Genomic DNA, 17,647 nt, shown 5'->3' on the forward strand with positions numbered 1-17,647 from the left:
TTATTCCTGTTTCAAGTGATAATGGGTTTTGACTTCTATGAGGTCATTCTCTAGGAAAGACTTAAAATTTAACTAAATTTATGAGTGGTTTAACTTTTTAGGATAGTTAGTTGGAAGTGAATAAAATAATTAAAAAATAGAAGGAAAATAGAGGAAGAGTAGAGAATAGATACCTAATTGTACAAAAATAGAGGCTGATAAAATAAATTTTACCTTTGAGATAGGTACAATTCTATGTAATCAAACCATAATATTGTGCAAAGTGAATATAGTATTGTGAGGAAGTTTTAGAATGAATAAAGAAATAGCTAAAAACTTGTTGAAAGCTATTGTTTATTTCTTAAAAAAAAGAAATCATTTTTCAGTACTACAGGCTAAGTATCTATTTTATGATTTTGTTGGTGCCAAGAAAGAATTAAAGGCATTAAGAATTGATACTCTTAAATCATACGTTGGGCTTAAGGAAAATTTAAACCATTATATCTTTGATGATCTTCTATTTATTAAAACAGAAGAAAAGTTAATAGAGGCTGTTGTTGGTATGTGTTTGGATATTTTTTTAAAAGACAATTTTTATAGATTACAAAATGAAACATTGAGAGAAAATATTCAAGATGAACCAAAATTCTATTTTTATAATGAAGGACCATATGAAATTGAAGAAGTTCAAGTAAATGCTAATGATATTGTAATAGATGCTGGAGCTAACATGGGGATGTTCTCTATTTTAGCAGCTAAAAAGGGGGCAAAAGTCTATGCTTTTGAGCCGCAGGCTGTATTTTTAAATTATCTCAATCAAAATTGTAAACTTAATTCTTTAGAAGGAAATATAAGCATTTATAATTTTGCTGTAAGTTCACATGAATGTGAAACTTCTTTATCTGTAAACAGAGATAACTTACTTTCAGCAAGTATTAATATAGATAGAAAGGGTCATTTTGAGACTGTTAAATGTATATCTATAGATAATTGGGTTGCTACAAACCATATTCCCAGAATTGATTTCATAAAAGCAGATATTGAAGGTGCAGAAAGGCTATTAATAGATGGAGCAAAATATACAATACAGAAATTTAAACCTCAAATGGCTATAGCGACTTATCATTTGGATGATGATAAGGAAGTGATCAAAAGAAAAATTCTTGATATATGTCCTGATTATAGAATAATTCAAACAGGCTTTGTCTTATTTGCATATTATATTAAATAAGGAGTAGTCTTATGCCTAAACTTGATTATAATAAGCTTTCTAAAAATTTTGTAGATAAGCTTTTCAATAATATTCTTGATAAATGTATTATTGCAATAATTAGTGCTTTAGGATTTGTGGTAACAACTATTATTTCAAATAGTATATATAAGGTAATAGGTAGTGTTGCTATTGTAATAATTATTATTGCTTTGCTAATTGTTAGATTATTAAATAAAGATAAAAGAAGCGATTCCTTGGAAAAGCCAGAATTTCTTTTAAAATGCCTTGAAGAAAATGTTCAAAATCGAAATGTTAAAAATGCAATAAAAGACTTCTGTAGAGCTATCGACTGGATTTTTAGGGAACGTCCTGCGGATACTTATCTATATGAACTGTGCATAAAATGGTTACATTATAAAGAAAACAGGATTCAATTGAGTGCATTTGTAAATGAATTGTACCAGTTGTTGAAAAATAGAGACACAACTAATAATGAATCACTAAGTAGTTTAAAAAAAATATATAATGAATTAGTGGAAAATATAGTAAATATAAAATTGGAGATAGATGCTAAAAATCGTTCATATGCAGATACAAATGATAGCAAATTAAAGAGAGATATTATCAATTATGAACCTGATTTAGGATACTGGGAAAAATCAGATTATTGGATTAACGAAAAAATGAAAAAGCATGTTGATAAAATGCGAAAAATTCGGGGAAATCAAAATTATAATTCTTTAAATATTTTAGATATTGGAACAGGAACTGGGCGAGTAGCATCGGCTTTGTGCAAAGAAGGCGATTTTGTTTGCATAATAGATTCTGATAAAAAAAGATTGTCTGAAGCTGAAGATAATATTAAAAAAGCAGTACCTGGGTGCAATATTAAAAGCATAGAAAATTCTTTTGAAAAGTTTAAAGATTTGGATGAATGTGTAAGATGTGGGCTTGAAATTTATTTTGATGTAATAATTTGCTCTCATGTTATACAACATATTAGTACAGATGTAGCAAATTGCTTTTATAGAATAATCCTTAATATGTTAATTTCTGATGGAGTTCTTTTTTTATTATTCCCTATCTCAAAATCTAATAAAGAGGAATTTGTTGTTGAAGGGCTCGAATTTGATATTGTCAAGCTAAAAAAAGGTGATTTCTTGAAAAGTAAAAAGGTTGGAAATGTTGAAAAACTAGATCTGTATTTCAGAAATGCTCCTAATTTCGATACATTTCAAACAGTGCTTTCAAGGTATAATGATAATTCAGGATATTGGAAAGTAACTAAAAAAGCAAGTGATGATATACTTTTTGAAATTTATGAAGGGCAAAATAATATACGAGCATATAAAAGAGTGTTTGATAGAGGTTTAGTATGCTCTATTGATATTAAGTATGCCCAAGACTTTTTTGATAAAAATTCTAAACGAATTTTTAAAGTAATAAACGAATGTCTTAAAAATTATAACCCATATTCTAAGCAAATTTCAGAAAAATCAATAATCAGTAGCAATATATTGTCAGAATATTGGTTGATTTGTGATTTCAAAAACCATATAAATGTTATGGTTTTTTATAATAATAACCATTACAATGTTAAAAAAGTTAATAAAGTGATAAAAGCACATGGTGTACATAATGATTTATTAAAAGAAAATCAAATTCCTATAGAGTTTTTGGAATTTATACCAAAGTACAATAAAAATTTTAGGTTGAAATGTGAAAAGGATAAATTTATTTGGAAAATTATAAATGATTCTGATAAGAGTATTGCATCAATATATAAAACAGAAGCTTATTATTCACTTATTCTTAATAGTGAGGACACAGTTGAAGTTGAAATCGAAAATAAAGAAGTATTACTAATGAAACAGGTTCCATCTTCAGTGAGGGATACTTTTTTTAAAGATGTAGAACATAATCCAGATTTTGTTGTAGATTCAGAAATAATAGATGGATGGTTTATTGAATATAATGGTGAGGTTTGCTATTTTGCAAGATATGATAGTGATTGGATTAGAATATTTATGACAGAACGTAATTTTTCTGAACTACCGAATAAAGAAAAATTATCTATTGTAGACCATAATAAATTTCCATTTAAATTATGGAATGAAGAGGATATTGTATTAAAGCCCCTTTTTAGAAACAAAGTTTGGAAGATAGAAATGGAAAGAAAAAAAGAAGGAAAATTCGCAGAGCTTCCAAACTACATCATTAGGACTATAAATGATAGTGGTGGAAAATATTGTGCATACAGGGATAAAAAATATAATAATATATCAGGATTGACCTTTAATAATCTATGCACAAATCAAGTAGATGGACTGCAAATATTGCCTACACATAGGTTTGTAATCAGCAATTTAAAGAAAAAGTTAAAGAAAGAAGGTTTTTGGGTAAAAGAGGATAAAGTTTATCATTCTTTTAAACCGAAACATTGTTTAATAGACAAGCTTTGCTTAAGAGATAAATATTTTAACTTTTTTATATTAAAAAAGTTAAGGATGGTTCATAGAAAATTCGATATTCAAGATTGTATGTTTGTTGTTAAAAAGAAAATATAGAATGGTGCTGAAAGTTATATTAATCAGTGCTTAAATATTCTCTCTAAACTGTAGGATTAAATGAAAAAGTAAATTCTGATATGGCCTGGGGGTGGGGACGTTTTCTTGGACTAAGCTGCTATTCTTAGACTACGCCTATATTGAAGTGGGCTTATCCCACCCAAAGATATTTTAATTCTATCTTCATTATACCAACGGAGATAGGAATCAATTTCTTTAATAAAAAATTCTATAGATACATGTTTTCATTTTACAACGTTTAGAATTTTTTAATAAATTTATTAAAAATTAATTAACACTGGATAAAAAATACAAAATATGGTATATTATAGAAGCAAGATTCTTTTTTTCTTTTTTTCTATAATTTTTCCAATAAGAGCCCTACGGGGCTTTTATTGGTTCAGGATTTAATTTCGTCATAATTTTTTATCTCTTTTTTATCATCCATAAAAGAATAATAGGATTTGAAACCTTCAAAATACTTAATCAATTTACTTATTTATATTAGATTAGTATTGACTTCTCTTGAAGTTTTCATTATACAAAATTTTTGTGTTAATGAGACCTCAAAATCAGTATTCATGTATGATTTAAATTTTTCTGTAAAGCATAAGCTTTTTGCTGAACAATGATTTAATAGCGGCTGATCCTTGATTATTTTTGATAACCCTATAAAATATAGAATAATACAAAGAATTATACTATAATAAACTCAATCATCACATATTAATATGGGCTCTATAAATTGAAAATGAAAGCGTTGTGACAAAGTGACAAAACAATTAAAAGCAGATTTATTTTTGATATTTATTACAGCTGTTTGGGGTTCAACATTCACCTTAATGAAAAATATCTTAGACGATATACCTACATTTGCATTCCTTGCTTTGAGGTTTTCTACTGCTGCAATTATATTATTAATTATATTTCATAAGAAGCTAAAAGAATTAAGTAAAGCATCAATATTAAAGGGGTTTGTTATCGGGCTGATGCTATTTGGCTCTTTAGCTTTACAGGTGATAGGGCTAAATTATACTACTGCACCTAACTCTGCATTTATCACAAGTCTTAGTGTAGTTATGGTTCCTATAGTTTCGTCTATACTCTTAAAAAAGAAACCTTCTAGGAGTTCTGTTATAGGGGTAGCCTTTGCTCTTATAGGCTTATTTTTTGTTTCAGGCGGTTTAAATTTCAGGGTGAATATAGGTGAGGTATTAACTCTTTTTTGTGCCGTATGTGTTACAATGCAAATTATATTTATTGATAAATTCACAAATAATGAAGATCCAGTTCTGTTGGGAGTATTACAAGTTGTTTTTTCAGCAATACTAAGTATAGGTTCATGGATTTATATAGACTTTAAGCCATTCACAATAAACCTTAATATTGTTATTACAATTTTTGTAACAGGTGTACTAGGTACAGCACTAGCTTATACCGGACAAACTGTAGTACAAAAATTCACATCACCTACTAGAGCTGCATTGATTTTTACCCTTGAGCCTGTTTTTGGATTTATATTTTTCATTTTAATACCTAATTCTCAAAGCATAGCAGAAAAAATATCGCTGCATACACTTATAGGCTGCGTACTTATTTTACTCGGTACTTTAATATCAGAATTAAAACTTGATAAAGTATTCAAAAAGAATTGATGTACGAAGGAGTATGAGTAGAAATATTGACTTTGTTATATTGTTGGTACATGTGTGAAGCATAGGTTATCCATTAATTGCTTTCTAATTTTTTATGCCCAAATGAGACGTAGGACGTTAAATGGTATGTTACTTGACATAATTATAAAGGATATTGGGAAAATAAGAATGAAGATTTATGTCAGAATAACATTAGTAAAAGGAGTATAGAAAATGGCTATAAATGTATATCTCAACTTTAGAGGAAATTGCCGCGAAGCTGTAGACTTCTATTCAGAAGTGTTCGGAGTAGAAAAACAAAAAATTATGACTTTTGGTGATGCTCCATCTAATCCAGAAATGCCGGGCTCTGAAGATACCAAAAATCTTGTTATGCACACCTTCCTCGATATTAAAGGAAGTAAAATCATGTTTTCCGATGTTCCGCAGGGTATGCCCTTTACTTTAGGAAACAACATTAACCTAATTATAAGCAGTAAGAATACTGATGAAATCAAAGAAATATTCAATAAGCTAAAAATAGGTGGAACGGTACAAATGGAACTTCAGGAAACCTTCTGGAGTAAATGTTATGGTTTCTTGATAGATAAATTCGGAATAGGATGGCAGTTCAGCTACGAGGGCTGAGAATTTGTTATTCATAAAGTTATTTGAAATGGTCTTATAAGTTTAAGACCATTTTTTCAATTTCCCTATTTCTTTATTTTCTGAATAATAATATATGAAACAAAGTGGTGCCTGCTTTATTTTGCAACAAACAATTGTTAAATTAAACACTTATAGACTATGCAAATATAATAAGCTGAAAATTAACTTAATTTTTACTAATAAATTCTTAATTTTTACTATATTTATTGTTTGACATTATATAATAATATTATTATACTAAAACCATTGACGAGTAACGAAAATGGAAATAAATGAAAATACTTTTATAGGAGGTGCCAAGTTCATGTCATACTTATATTTTATGTAAAATGAACATGGACATACATATGGAAAAATTAGAATTGCAAAAAATGGCAAATGAAATCCGAAAAGGAATTGTAACAGCAGTGTATAATGCAAAGAGCGGACATCCCGGTGGTTCTTTGTCAGCAGCAGATATTTTTACATATCTATATTTTAAAGAAATGAATATTGACCCCAAGAATCCTAAAAAAGAAGATAGAGATCGCTTTGTTTTATCAAAAGGTCACGTGGCTCCAGGGCTTTATTCCACATTAGCAAATAGGGGATTTTTCCCAGTAGAGGATCTTAAAACTTTACGTCATGTTGGTTCTTATCTTCAAGGACATCCTGACATGAAGCACATTCCGGGAGTAGACATGTCAAGTGGTTCATTGGGACAAGGCCTTTCAGTAGCAGTTGGAATGGCGCTTTCTGCAAAAATGGATAACAAGAGTTACCGTGTATATGCCCTCACAGGAGACGGAGAACTTCAGGAAGGCCAGATTTGGGAAGCTGCAATGTTTGCTGGACACAGAAAGCTAGACAACTTAGTAGTAATTGTTGATAATAACAATTTACAAATAGATGGCTGCATTAGTGATGTTTGTTCACCATATCCTATTGATAAGAAATTTGAAGCCTTTAATTTTCATGTAATTAATGCAGATGCAAATGATTTTGATTCCTTAGAAGCAGCTTTTAAAGAGGCTAGAGAGACAAAAGGCATGCCATCAGTTATTATTGCAAAAAGTATTAAAGGAAAAGGTGTTTCATTTATGCAAAACAAGGCTAGCTGGCATGGTAAGGCTCCAAATGATGAGGAATATGAAATTGCAATGAAAGAATTGGAGAAAGCAGGTGAAGAACTATGCCAGAAATAAAGAAGATTGCTACAAGAGAAAGTTATGGAAAAGCATTGGCTGAATTAGGAGCCAAATATGATAATTTAGTGGTTTTAGATGCTGACCTTGCTGGTGCAACTAAAACAGATACATTTATGAAGGTATTCCCTGAACGTCATATAGATTGCGGTATTGCAGAAGCAAACATGACAGGAATTGGAGCTGGATTAGCTGCAGCGGGCAAGGTTCCATTTATTAGTACCTTTGCAATGTTTGCAGCAGGGCGTTCCTTTGAACAGGTACGTAATTCCATTGGTTATCCGCATTTAAATGTTAAAATAGGTGCTACTCATGCAGGTATTTCAGTTGGAGAAGATGGTGCTTCTCATCAGTGTAATGAAGATATTGCATTAATGAGGGTAATACCTGGAATGACTGTTATTAATCCATCTGATGATATAGAGGCAAAGGCAGCAGTTGAGGCTGCTTATCATCACGAAGGACCTGTTTATCTGAGATTTGGAAGATTAGCAGTTCCTGTAATTAATGATAATCCTGATTATAAGTTTGAACTTGGAAAAGGTATTGTATTAAGAGAAGGAAAAGACTTGACTATAATTGCAACAGGTCTTGAGGTTTATGAAAGCTTAGTTGCAGCTGAAAAATTAGCAGCTGAGGGAATAGAGGCAAGAGTGATTAACATTCATACAATTAAGCCATTAGATGAAGAATTAATAATTAAGGCAGCAAAAGAAACAGGCAAAATTGTAACAGTAGAAGAGCACTCTGTTATAGGTGGATTGGGCAGTGCTGTATGCGATTGCTTGGCTGCCAATGTACCTACAAAGGTATTGAAAATTGGTATAAATGACGTATTTGGCGAGTCAGGTCCTGCTAAAGAACTACTTGCAAAATATGGTCTTGATGCAGAAGGAATCTATAAGAAGATAAAGGACTTCTTAGCATAACAATGAAAACTGACAAATAAAAAAACATTTTATATGCACTCTAATGTTTAAACACTGAAAAGTACCCCCTTTATTGGATAAAATCCAGCGAAGGGGGTACTTTTCACAAAATAGCATTTGGGGTGCTATTTTTATAATTAGATTTACATAATATTTACAAAGTAACAGTTATCCTCTAGATTACATAATATATAATATTATTTGACTATCATGATATATTCCAGCATATATTCTAGTCAAAATAATTCAAAAATATAGTGTGGAGAATAGATATGGGTAATAAATTGTATCATAACACAAAAGCTGAATCCTCAAAGTCCCCACAGTTTTTATCCAATTATTATGAGGCTATAAAAAAGATGTTTTCTAGACATAATGGCTTAAGTGAGTCTAGATGCAGTAGTAATAATGGCAGTGTGCCTCCACGAATATTTAATTGTTTATTGTGCCAAAGGGCAGTCGTGGAGGATAGCATAAAAGAACTAAATGATGATTGTAAAAATAAATATGAGAGAAGTATACCTAATGCTATACCAGTTAATGCATATGATAAATGCAATTATGTCGCCAAATATGATTTGGCAAGCTCCCAAATTCAAGCCATAATGAAGCTAGATGGCAGATTAGATTTTAATAATTTGGTAAAAGCGGTAAGGATATCGGTTGATGTAGAGCCAGTTTTTGGGTGCCATATTATTGAAAGCAAACAGCTATATTGGAAACGGTATGAAGATATTGATAACATTGAATTTTGCACTATAGAAGAGACAAATAATACTGATGAAGCTATTCAGAGTTTCTCAGAAAGTCCTATGGACATGATGAAGGACCCAATGGTTATTGTAAAACTTATACGTTCTGATGCAAGTGATATTCTAGGGATAAAAATAAATCACGTTTGCTGTGATGGAGCTGGGGCCAAAGAGTATATTCGGCTTTTGTCAGACATTTATTCTAGTATTGATAGTGGTGACAATAGCTTTTCTTCCGATATACGAGTAAGCAGTATGGAGGACCATAAAAGATTATTAGATGCACTTAGTAAATGTAATCCAAATACAAATTGGAACCCGCTTTCACAAATACCATTAACTACATGGAGGTTTCCATGGAGGAATCTACAAACAGGTGATTTAGGGTTTTCAATATGCAAACTTCCTTATGGTTCCCTAGATACTTTTAACACTTATGCAAAAAGTAAAGGAGCATCAATCAATGATTTAATCCTGACTGCTGTTTACAGAGCTATGTTTGAAATAGCAAAACCGCCTTATGGCATACCAATGGATGTCCCTATTACCATTGACCTTAGAAAGTATCTTCCTGATAATAAGGCCGAGGCTATAAGAAATTTTTCAAGTGGGGTAACTTTGAAAATAGATAGGAGACCTAATGAATCATTTGAGAGCACTTTGTCTAGAGTAATGATTCAAACTAAAGATATTAAAAACAGGCACCCTAGTTATATGACAGTAAAATGCTTAGAAATAATTGAAAAGATAGATTTTGACCCAATCAGTTCTGCTTTTAAGGCATTATCTCAAATTATAAATTTAGCGACAAAAAATCCTTATGTTAATTTCAACAGATGTGCCATTACACTTTCAAATGTTGGTTTTATATCAAGAGAATTACTTAAATTTGGTCAGAATACAGTAACTGATGCTTATATTTTACCACCTACAGTCCGAGCACCTGGAATTTTGCTTGTTGCTAGCACCTATAACGGAATAATTTCATTAGCGGTAGGATATTATAAGCCCTCAGTTAAGAAATCTGATATGGATGGTCTTCTTAATAAAATTAGAGATGAACTGATAGAAGGATGTTCACCAATACAATAAAGAGAAAAAATGGTTGCATGAATTAGTTAGTTAAAAGCTTGCTGAATGAATATATGGATTAAGTGAAATTACTAAAGCGTGTATTCATATATGTTCAAAATTTTTCAGCAAGCTTTATTGTTTTAAAACGACACGAATAAGTACCACGATTGTTTTTTCTTCGCTAGTATGTATTTGTGGTTATTGATATAACCTGTATTTTCTCTTGCTATTATGCAAACAGCTTTCTCGCTCTTTGAATTTATTTTCAGCTATTAATCTATGTACTATTTTTTTTAATTCATTTTTAACCACTTTACCATTTGAATTAACTGGATAAGAATCGACTTTAAAGTAGTATTCGGGCATCTTATTTCTAGAGATTTTGTTTTCTAGGGTTGTTTCTATTTGTTGACATAAATCTTCCACATTGGAGTTGCTTATTATAGCAGCAGCAATTTTTTCACCCATAACCTCATCATATACTCCTACAACTTTTGCATCAAAGACACCATCTACTTCACACATAGCTACTTCGATTTCAGTAGGTGAGATGTTTTCGCCACCCCTTATAATAATATCTTTTATTCTTCCATCAATTTTAATGAAGCCATCAGTAGTTTTACTTGCTAAATCACCAGTATGTAACCAGCCATCTTTATCTAAAGCTTGACTTGTTTCATACTCCTTCTTGTAATATCCAAGCATACAATTGGGACTACGGATAATTAGTTCTCCCAATTGCCCTTCCTGACTGTCAGCACCAGTATCCTTATCAATTATTCTAGCTTCGGTATTTGGTATTGTCCAGAACATCATATATTGTGTTATGTACTTTTTCTGCCATAATAATATTCTCCTTTGGGTTATATTAATATTTTGAATATTGTTTACAAAGCTGCTATGAAAAGTATACGCAATGTAAATTTTAGTAACCTAGTCTGCAAAGGAGCTATTGAAGTTGGAGAAATATAATAGACTTTGTTACAATAGGCTCCTTATGTCTACATAACAATATATTCTGCTATTATAAAAATTGCGCTACAAAATTTATGAAAACCACAGTACTTTTTGGTTCTTAATGAAAGGTATATATTTTGCGCTCTTGTACCAAATACAGGCATGTGCTATTTATAATTAAGAGCTGATATTGTAACAGATATATTAAAGGATACATAATATGGGATTGAATAATTATAGTTATCAGCTACGAATTAGCAGAAAATTTTTTATTTGGAGAGATAGAGATGGAAAACAAAACGCAAAGCAATAACACTAAAACTGAATTTCCAAAGTTTCAAGAAGCCATATCTAATTATTTTGAGAACATTAAAGAGATGTATAAGAACTATATCAAATTTTATATACCAGCATACAATTGTACAATTAATAATCCAGAAACTATACCAGCCAATGGGTATGATATATATAATTATCTCGCTAAGTATGGTATGGCAAGCTTTCAGATTCAAATAATTATGAAGCTCGATGGTAAATTAAATTTTGAAAGGCTTGAAAGAGCTGTAAGATTATCATTTGATGTGGAGCCGGTTTTTGGATGTAGATTTGTTAATAGTAATCCGCCTCATTGGAAGCCGTTCGAGGATATTGATAATATTAAGTTTTGTACACTGAAGGAGACAGATAATCCTGAAGAGAGCATTCAGAAATTTTTAGAAAGCCCAATGGATATGGATAAAGACCCAATGATTATGATAGAACTAATTCGTTCTGAAAATTATGATACTTTAGGCTTGAAAATTAACCATGTGTGCTGTGATGGAGTTGGTGCAAAGGAATATATTAAACTACTTTCAAATATTTATACCCGCATAACCAATGAGGAGGATGATTTTGTTTCTAAACCAAGTATGAGGGACAGAAAAGATCACAACAATTTATTAAGCACACTTAGTAAATTTAATCCTATGGATTCATATACCCTCCTGCAACAAATACCTTTAACTACATGGAAATTTCCGTGGAACAATATCAAAATAGGGGATACAGGTTTTATTACATGTAGCCTTCCTCATGGCTTTTTGGACATATTAAATACTTATGCTAAAGCAAAAGGTGCAACAATTAATGACTTGCTGCTTACAGCAATTTATAGGGCGATGTTTGATATATCAAAGCCTCCATTTGGTATACCAATGGATGTTGCTATTACGACTGATTTACGCAGGTATCTCCCTGATAAAAAAGCACAAGCAATAAGGAATTTTTCAAGTGGAATTACATTAAAAATAAGCAGAAAAGCTAATGAATTATTTGAAGAAACATTATCTAGAGTTATGGAAGCTACAAAAAATTTTAAAAATAGACATCCTAGCTTATTAAATGCAATAAGAGTAGAGTATCTTGAAAAAATGAATTTTCACCAAATATGTGCTTATTTTAATGCGTTATCTCAAATTATGGACTTGATTGCACAGAATCCTTTTTTTGTATTAAATAGGTGTTCACCAGTATTATCGAATATTGGTTATGTGTCAAAGTCTTTAATTAAATTCGGAGAAAACACTGTAAACGATTTGTATTGTTTTCCTCCAGCTATACGCGCACCTGGAATATTAATTGTGGCTAGCACCTATAATGAAATAATTTCTTTGTCAATAGGTTATTATAAGCCCTCAGTTCAAAGAACTAATATTGAGAAACTCCTAAATAAAATTAGGGATGAATTGATTCAAAGTTGCAGTTATTGAGTTCACACATTTCCATAAATAAGAATATATTATAAAAGTAAACATAACCAAAGTATAGTTTGCATAACAAAAAAAGCTTTGGCAATACAAATCAGAGCTTGAGTTCATAAGCCGAGGCTTTCTATATAAGCAGGTTTTCTCCAAAGCTCAGATGGCAGTACTAATTTATCTTGATTAAAGTGGTAGGGTAGATAATCTGCTACTATAATATTATTTTTATTTCTAAAGTGGGAGTGGAGGTTAGTATGACAGTTAAAGAGAAGATTAATTTATTAGAGGAATTGCTACTTGTTGAAAAAGATACCTTAAAGGAAACTACAGAATTAAATAGTATAGGTGAATGGGATTCTATGGCGGTTATATCTGTTATTGCTATGTTTGACAGTGTTTTTGGTAAGGATGTTAAAACTGAAGAAATTAAAAAGTTCAAAACCGTAAAGGATATAATTGATAGAATGGAATGAGGTGCAAATAGTTGGCTGACGGGATAATAAGAAATGTTGAAATTAAAGGTATAGCATGTGCAGTGCCTGAGAAAATTATAAGGAATGAAACGTATGCTTCCGTATTTGGAGAGGATAAAGTAAAAAAATTTATAAATATGACAGGTATAAAAACAAGACACGTAGCAGCTGATGAGCAGTGTACCTCAGATTTATGTTATGTTGCAGCTAAAAATCTTATGGAAAGGTTGGGTTGGGATCCTTCATCAATTGATGCTTTGATTCTGATTACCCAAACTCCTGATTATGCTGTACCTGCAACTGCATGTGTTCTTCAATACAGACTTGGACTAAGTGAAGATTGTATTGCTTTTGATATAAATCTTGGATGCTCTGCGTATGTATATGGAATATGGCAGGCAGCGACCATGATTTCAACTCAGAATATTAATAGGGTTCTTCTGCTTGTTGGTGATACCAGTAATTATGGAATAAATCCTAAGGACAGCGGAACTGCAATGATTTTTGGTGATGGTGGAACTGCAACGGCTCTGGAAAGGTCGGAGGGAAAGGAGATTAAATATTTCTTAAAGACAAAGGGCAGCGGTTATAAATGCATAATGGTTCCAGCTGGTCATGCAAGAAGCAGAAGTAAAACAAACATGAAATCATCAGATTACGAATTGGCTATGAATGGTTCTGACATTTTTAACTTTACAATAACTGATGTACAAAAGGGTTTATCTGATTTTATGACGCAATACTCTATAGATAAAAATAATGTGGATATGTTTGTATTCCATCAAGCAAATTTATTTATTATTAAGCATTTATCTAATAAGCTGGGTATTCCTCTGGGAAAGGTGCCTATCTCTATTGACAGATATGGAAACACAAGTGGTGAGTCCATTCCGCTGACCCTTGTTGATGCTTTGGGAGAAGATACATCTGAGGATAGTATAAAGCTTGTAATGTGTGGCTTTGGTGTAGGATTATCCTATGGAGGAATATATTTGGAGATGAAAAAGTCTATATGTCTTCCAATGATTTATACTAATTATTATTTTAATGGGGATGATGAAAATTGATAAACCCTATGGAATTAAGCGGTAAGAATATATTGGTTACTGGAGCTTCATCAGGTATAGGAAGGGGTATTTCTATATATTTAAGCAAACTTGGAGCTAACATTATTATGGTTGCCAGAAATGAAGAAAAGCTTAAAGAGACTTATAATGAGTTGGAGCCTGGTAATCATTCCTATTATATAATTGATTTAAACAATTTAAAAGACATTGAAGGAATGTTTGATAACATATTCAGCGGAGATAAAAAGCTTAATGGAATTGTTCATTCAGCAGGAATATCCCGCACAGTTCCTATACAGTACTTAAAGCTTGAAGATTTAATGAATATCATGACAATTAATTTTTATGCCTTTATGGAGCTTGTAAAGCATTTTACAAAGCGAAAGTATAACGATAATGGAGGCAGCATAGTGGCAATATCCTCTATTTCCAGCAGAGTTGGGGCTAGAGGTCTATCTGCATATTGTGCAAGCAAGGGAGCAGTTGATAGTGCAATAAGAGCAATGGCAGTTGAACTGGCGCCAAGAAATATAAGAATAAACTCTATTGCACCTAGTATGATTAAAACTCAAATATATGACGGCTTAGTTGAAATTGTCAACAATAATAATTTTGAAGCAGACTTAAAGAAAAGACAGATTATGGGCTTGGGCAGCACTTATGATGTTGCTGGAGCAGCGGCTTTTTTGCTCAGCGATGCAGCAAAATTCATTACAGGTACGTCTATGGTGGTTGATGGTGGATACTTAGCGCATTAGGAACTGTTACACATAATTATTTTGAAATAAAAAAGACATGTTGGGTTGCATGTCTTTTTTGTTTGAGAAATGCTGATTAATATATTAGAAGGATTGTAAAACAGCATTTTCTGTATGCCCTAGTTTTACTAAAAAAGAAATAGTATATATCAATAGTAAACTGATTAAATAGTACTCCCGTGCAGTATTATCTATTGCTCGCTCCCGAAATTGATGCCGAAATAATTACGGTGCAGAACAAGCACTTCCGCCGACCGTATAACACAAGGCATCCTGTCTCGGGTTAATACTCACAGCTACTGACTTCCGCTGTGTCGGCTGCAATATTTGTTCTCCACCTACTATTTCTAGCATCAATTTCTACCGAGTTTCGCAATTAGATATATAATACACTCGAATACAATTTTTAATAAGTTATCGGTATACATAAAATGTTGTTTTGCAACTGCTTTTTGCTTTATATTCCATTAAACAGGATTAATATTCACATCCATCAATAAGTTCATCCTTAATTTTATTAAGCAGCATATCAATATTTTCTTTGCTGACTGTACCTTTATAATATCCTGCAGCAAGTGTTAAAACAGAATTATAGGTGCATGCCATCAATAAAAGGCCTGGTGCACGGATAGCTGGAGGCAGAAGATAGCAATCTATTACAGACCGACTGCCAAACTTAATTAGTGATTTTGAGATACAGCCTAAATTAGATAGGGTAGGAACGCATTTATCACCACAATAAATAGGACAATATTTTTGCGAATTCTTAGTTTCCTGCCAAGCTTGATAATAAGCAAGTGTTTCTTGATATTTCAGCTTTTCTATACGTTCAAGACCAAGAGCACTTTGGAGTCCAGGATATCCTTGCTTAATTTCCTTCATCACATCAGAAACTCTCTGTAAGGTTTCATTGAATGGCTCGTTCATCGTCATTGTGAGTTTGGTACTTACTGAACCAGAAAAATTCCTTATTGCCTGCGTTTTGTGGTTAGGCAGGTAACGGCGTAAGTCAACTGTAATTGGGATTTCCATAGGAAGTCCATAAATTGGTTGGCCCATTTTAAGCATAGCCCTATAGTATGCAGTTAGAATGAAATCATTAACTGTTACCCCTTTGCTTTTGGAACATTTATTTATTACATCAATATAGCCATGTGGAAATCTGAGAATAGACATACGTGCTATGTTTGAACTGCACGATTCCCAGGGAAATGACCACATAGGTATGGATATGTCAGACCCTGGTAAAAATAATGAATCTTGATTTGTAATTCCTAGTTCTGAGAACAATCTATCTTGATCCTTTCTGCCTGCGATTCTGGGCACAGGTATATAAGCTCCATTATCATGCTCGATTTTATTGTATATGTCAGAAAGCAATTGAATATACTCCAAAGTGCCTAAACCGTCACAGCAAGCATGATTTATTTTTAAACCAATAACATCATAGTCCTCGCAGCGCATTAGTTTAATATTCAACATAGGATCATTATCTATGTCAAAAGTACTTTGAATAAAATTTGATATGGATTGGTCTATATCGTTAGTTTCCTCAAGTGAAAGGAACTTGATTATTCCGATATTATCTAAAGGCTTCCAATAGGGTTTAGTATCTTCTATAAATCGGCATTTAAAAACAGGTTCTGTCTCTATTGATAATTTTACTGCCTGCTTTAATTTATACAAATCTACTTTTCCGTCTAATTTTAAAATTGCTTGAATTTGGAGATTAGAGGTGTTGTAACGTGCTACATAATTATAAATGTCATGACCATTAGCAGGAAAAGTGCCTTTAGTTTCTGTTGCCCTATTAGGGAAATTGTAAGCAGACATAAAATTTTCAAACATTTTACCACAATATTTATAATAATTAGCTATGCTATCAACGGTTTTGTTATAAAAATCTATATTGTATTTGAACAGATCATTCATATTAACCTCCAAGCCTCATTTTAGAGCAAAGTTTAGGAAAGCTTTTTTGATAACCTTTGCTCCCTTTGAGGTATGCTATCTTTTTTATAGTACTATTTTAGATACACAATCAAAGCCACTGTGTTTATGTGGCTTGAAAATGTACTGTTGCTTCAGAAAATTACTCAAAAATGCAAAGATTATAAATGTACGACATGTAACTTTGCGTTCTCATGTTCTAGGCTAAAAATGTGCCTTAAATTATTTTTAAATGATTTTTAGTGGCTTTAAATGGTCTTAAATGTTAATTTTATTTTTGTCAACAACTAGTGTCTGAAGTAATGAATAAATATCAGGTGCGTTTTTTTCTATATTAATTGGATTAACATTTATATCTGTCCACCCATGTACAGTAGTACCTGTTGCTAAAAGCTTTCCGTCTATGTTGTTTTGCACTTTATATTCAAACATAATCTTCACGCACGAGACGAAGGTAATACAGGTCGTTACACTTATCTCATATCCGAATCTTGCAGGGCTTTTATATTTACACTCTAAATGTGAAAGAGGAAGATATAATCCCAAAGAATTGAACTTTGAATGGGGTATACCTGCTTTAACCAAAAAATCTCTCCTACCAGTTTGAAACCATTTAGGATAAACTGTATGATGTACTATACCCATTAAGTCTACATCAAAAAAGCTAACTAAAAAGGAAGTTCTACTTATCATGGTTAT

General features: G+C 31.8%; 14 protein-coding genes and 1 pseudogene. 11 read left to right on the forward strand and 4 right to left on the reverse strand.

Annotated elements, in window-relative coordinates; all coding sequences use genetic code 11:
- Positions 1-292 precede the first annotated feature (292 nt).
- Both EHE19_RS05800 and EHE19_RS05805 read left to right on the forward strand, forming a co-directional pair.
- Positions 293-1,210 carry an FkbM family methyltransferase gene (locus EHE19_RS05800; RefSeq protein ID WP_137698214.1) on the forward strand — a complete coding sequence of 306 codons (918 nt, stop codon included), beginning with the start codon at positions 293-295 and terminating at the stop codon, positions 1,208-1,210.
- Between the two features lie 11 nt (positions 1,211-1,221).
- On the forward strand, positions 1,222-3,759 hold the full coding sequence (locus tag EHE19_RS05805) for a class I SAM-dependent methyltransferase (RefSeq protein WP_137698215.1): 2,538 nt from the start codon (positions 1,222-1,224) through the stop codon (positions 3,757-3,759).
- Positions 3,760-3,869: 110 nt separating this feature from the next.
- Here EHE19_RS05805 and EHE19_RS05810 read toward each other — a convergent pair.
- Positions 3,870-4,004, reverse strand: a pseudogene (locus EHE19_RS05810) (IS3 family transposase); the annotation flags it as partial.
- Positions 4,005-4,529: 525 nt separating this feature from the next.
- Here EHE19_RS05810 and EHE19_RS05815 point away from each other — a divergent pair.
- The 5 genes from EHE19_RS05815 to EHE19_RS05835 all read left to right on the forward strand — a co-directional run bounded on the left by EHE19_RS05815 (position 4,530) and on the right by EHE19_RS05835 (position 10,019).
- Entirely contained in the window at positions 4,530-5,414 is an 885-nt protein-coding gene (locus EHE19_RS05815) for a DMT family transporter (RefSeq protein WP_137698216.1), read from the forward strand.
- 213 nt (positions 5,415-5,627) lie between these two features.
- Positions 5,628-6,041, forward strand: coding sequence for a VOC family protein (locus tag EHE19_RS05820; protein ID WP_137698217.1), 414 nt, complete (start codon positions 5,628-5,630; stop codon positions 6,039-6,041).
- Between the two features lie 368 nt (positions 6,042-6,409).
- A complete protein-coding gene (locus EHE19_RS05825) occupies positions 6,410-7,246 on the forward strand; it encodes a transketolase (protein WP_137698218.1) in 837 nt (278 codons plus the stop codon).
- Positions 7,234-8,175 (forward strand): transketolase family protein, encoded by a 942-nt coding sequence (locus EHE19_RS05830; RefSeq protein ID WP_137698219.1) that lies wholly within the window; start codon positions 7,234-7,236, stop codon positions 8,173-8,175. The genes EHE19_RS05825 and EHE19_RS05830 overlap by 13 nt, the downstream gene beginning before the upstream one ends.
- A gap of 272 nt (positions 8,176-8,447) precedes the next feature.
- Positions 8,448-10,019, forward strand: a complete 1,572-nt coding sequence (locus EHE19_RS05835) for a condensation domain-containing protein (protein ID WP_244648341.1) — start codon at positions 8,448-8,450, stop codon at positions 10,017-10,019.
- 180 nt (positions 10,020-10,199) lie between these two features.
- Here the strand turns inward: EHE19_RS05835 and EHE19_RS05840 are convergent, their stop codons facing one another.
- Positions 10,200-10,814: a class I adenylate-forming enzyme family protein gene (locus EHE19_RS05840; protein ID WP_171003607.1), complete on the reverse strand. Its 615-nt coding sequence runs from the start codon at positions 10,812-10,814 to the stop codon at positions 10,200-10,202.
- Between the two features lie 431 nt (positions 10,815-11,245).
- On the opposite strand from EHE19_RS05840, the gene EHE19_RS05845 reads away from it, so the two are divergent.
- From EHE19_RS05845 to EHE19_RS05860, 4 genes are all read left to right on the forward strand, one after another.
- Positions 11,246-12,709 (forward strand): condensation domain-containing protein, encoded by a 1,464-nt coding sequence (locus EHE19_RS05845; protein ID WP_137698221.1) that lies wholly within the window; start codon positions 11,246-11,248, stop codon positions 12,707-12,709.
- 245 nt (positions 12,710-12,954) lie between these two features.
- Positions 12,955-13,173 carry a phosphopantetheine-binding protein gene (locus EHE19_RS05850; RefSeq protein WP_137698222.1) on the forward strand — a complete coding sequence of 73 codons (219 nt, stop codon included), beginning with the start codon at positions 12,955-12,957 and terminating at the stop codon, positions 13,171-13,173.
- A gap of 11 nt (positions 13,174-13,184) precedes the next feature.
- Positions 13,185-14,240 (forward strand): 3-oxoacyl-ACP synthase III family protein, encoded by a 1,056-nt coding sequence (locus tag EHE19_RS05855; protein ID WP_137698223.1) that lies wholly within the window; start codon positions 13,185-13,187, stop codon positions 14,238-14,240.
- Entirely contained in the window at positions 14,237-14,998 is a 762-nt protein-coding gene (locus EHE19_RS05860) for an SDR family NAD(P)-dependent oxidoreductase (protein WP_137698224.1), read from the forward strand. The genes EHE19_RS05855 and EHE19_RS05860 overlap by 4 nt, the downstream gene beginning before the upstream one ends.
- Positions 14,999-15,475: 477 nt before the next feature.
- On the opposite strand, the gene EHE19_RS05865 is transcribed toward EHE19_RS05860, so the two are convergent.
- Positions 15,476-16,930: a condensation domain-containing protein gene (locus EHE19_RS05865; RefSeq protein ID WP_137698225.1), complete on the reverse strand. Its 1,455-nt coding sequence runs from the start codon at positions 16,928-16,930 to the stop codon at positions 15,476-15,478.
- Between the two features lie 276 nt (positions 16,931-17,206).
- Positions 17,207-17,641: an acyl-CoA thioesterase gene (locus tag EHE19_RS05870; RefSeq protein ID WP_137698226.1), complete on the reverse strand. Its 435-nt coding sequence runs from the start codon at positions 17,639-17,641 to the stop codon at positions 17,207-17,209.
- Between the last annotated feature and the right edge of the window lie 6 nt (positions 17,642-17,647).

It is taken from the genome of Ruminiclostridium herbifermentans (assembly GCF_005473905.2).
In the GTDB taxonomy this organism is placed as follows: domain Bacteria; phylum Bacillota; class Clostridia; order Acetivibrionales; family DSM-1351; genus Ruminiclostridium; species Ruminiclostridium herbifermentans.

Coding starts and splice junctions, on each gene's coding strand:
- EHE19_RS05800 (WP_137698214.1), top strand. CDS start 293: ATGAATAAAGAAATAGCTAAAAACTTGTTGAAAGCTATTGTTTATTTC.
- EHE19_RS05805 (WP_137698215.1), top strand. CDS start 1,222: ATGCCTAAACTTGATTATAATAAGCTTTCTAAAAATTTTGTAGATAAG.
- EHE19_RS05820 (WP_137698217.1), top strand. CDS start 5,628: ATGGCTATAAATGTATATCTCAACTTTAGAGGAAATTGCCGCGAAGCT.
- EHE19_RS05825 (WP_137698218.1), top strand. CDS start 6,410: ATGGAAAAATTAGAATTGCAAAAAATGGCAAATGAAATCCGAAAAGGA.
- EHE19_RS05830 (WP_137698219.1), top strand. CDS start 7,234: ATGCCAGAAATAAAGAAGATTGCTACAAGAGAAAGTTATGGAAAAGCA.
- EHE19_RS05835 (WP_244648341.1), top strand. CDS start 8,448: ATGGGTAATAAATTGTATCATAACACAAAAGCTGAATCCTCAAAGTCC.
- EHE19_RS05840 (WP_171003607.1), bottom strand. CDS start 10,814: ATGTTCTGGACAATACCAAATACCGAAGCTAGAATAATTGATAAGGAT.
- EHE19_RS05845 (WP_137698221.1), top strand. CDS start 11,246: ATGGAAAACAAAACGCAAAGCAATAACACTAAAACTGAATTTCCAAAG.
- EHE19_RS05850 (WP_137698222.1), top strand. CDS start 12,955: ATGACAGTTAAAGAGAAGATTAATTTATTAGAGGAATTGCTACTTGTT.
- EHE19_RS05865 (WP_137698225.1), bottom strand. CDS start 16,930: ATGAATGATCTGTTCAAATACAATATAGATTTTTATAACAAAACCGTT.
- EHE19_RS05870 (WP_137698226.1), bottom strand. CDS start 17,641: ATGATAAGTAGAACTTCCTTTTTAGTTAGCTTTTTTGATGTAGACTTA.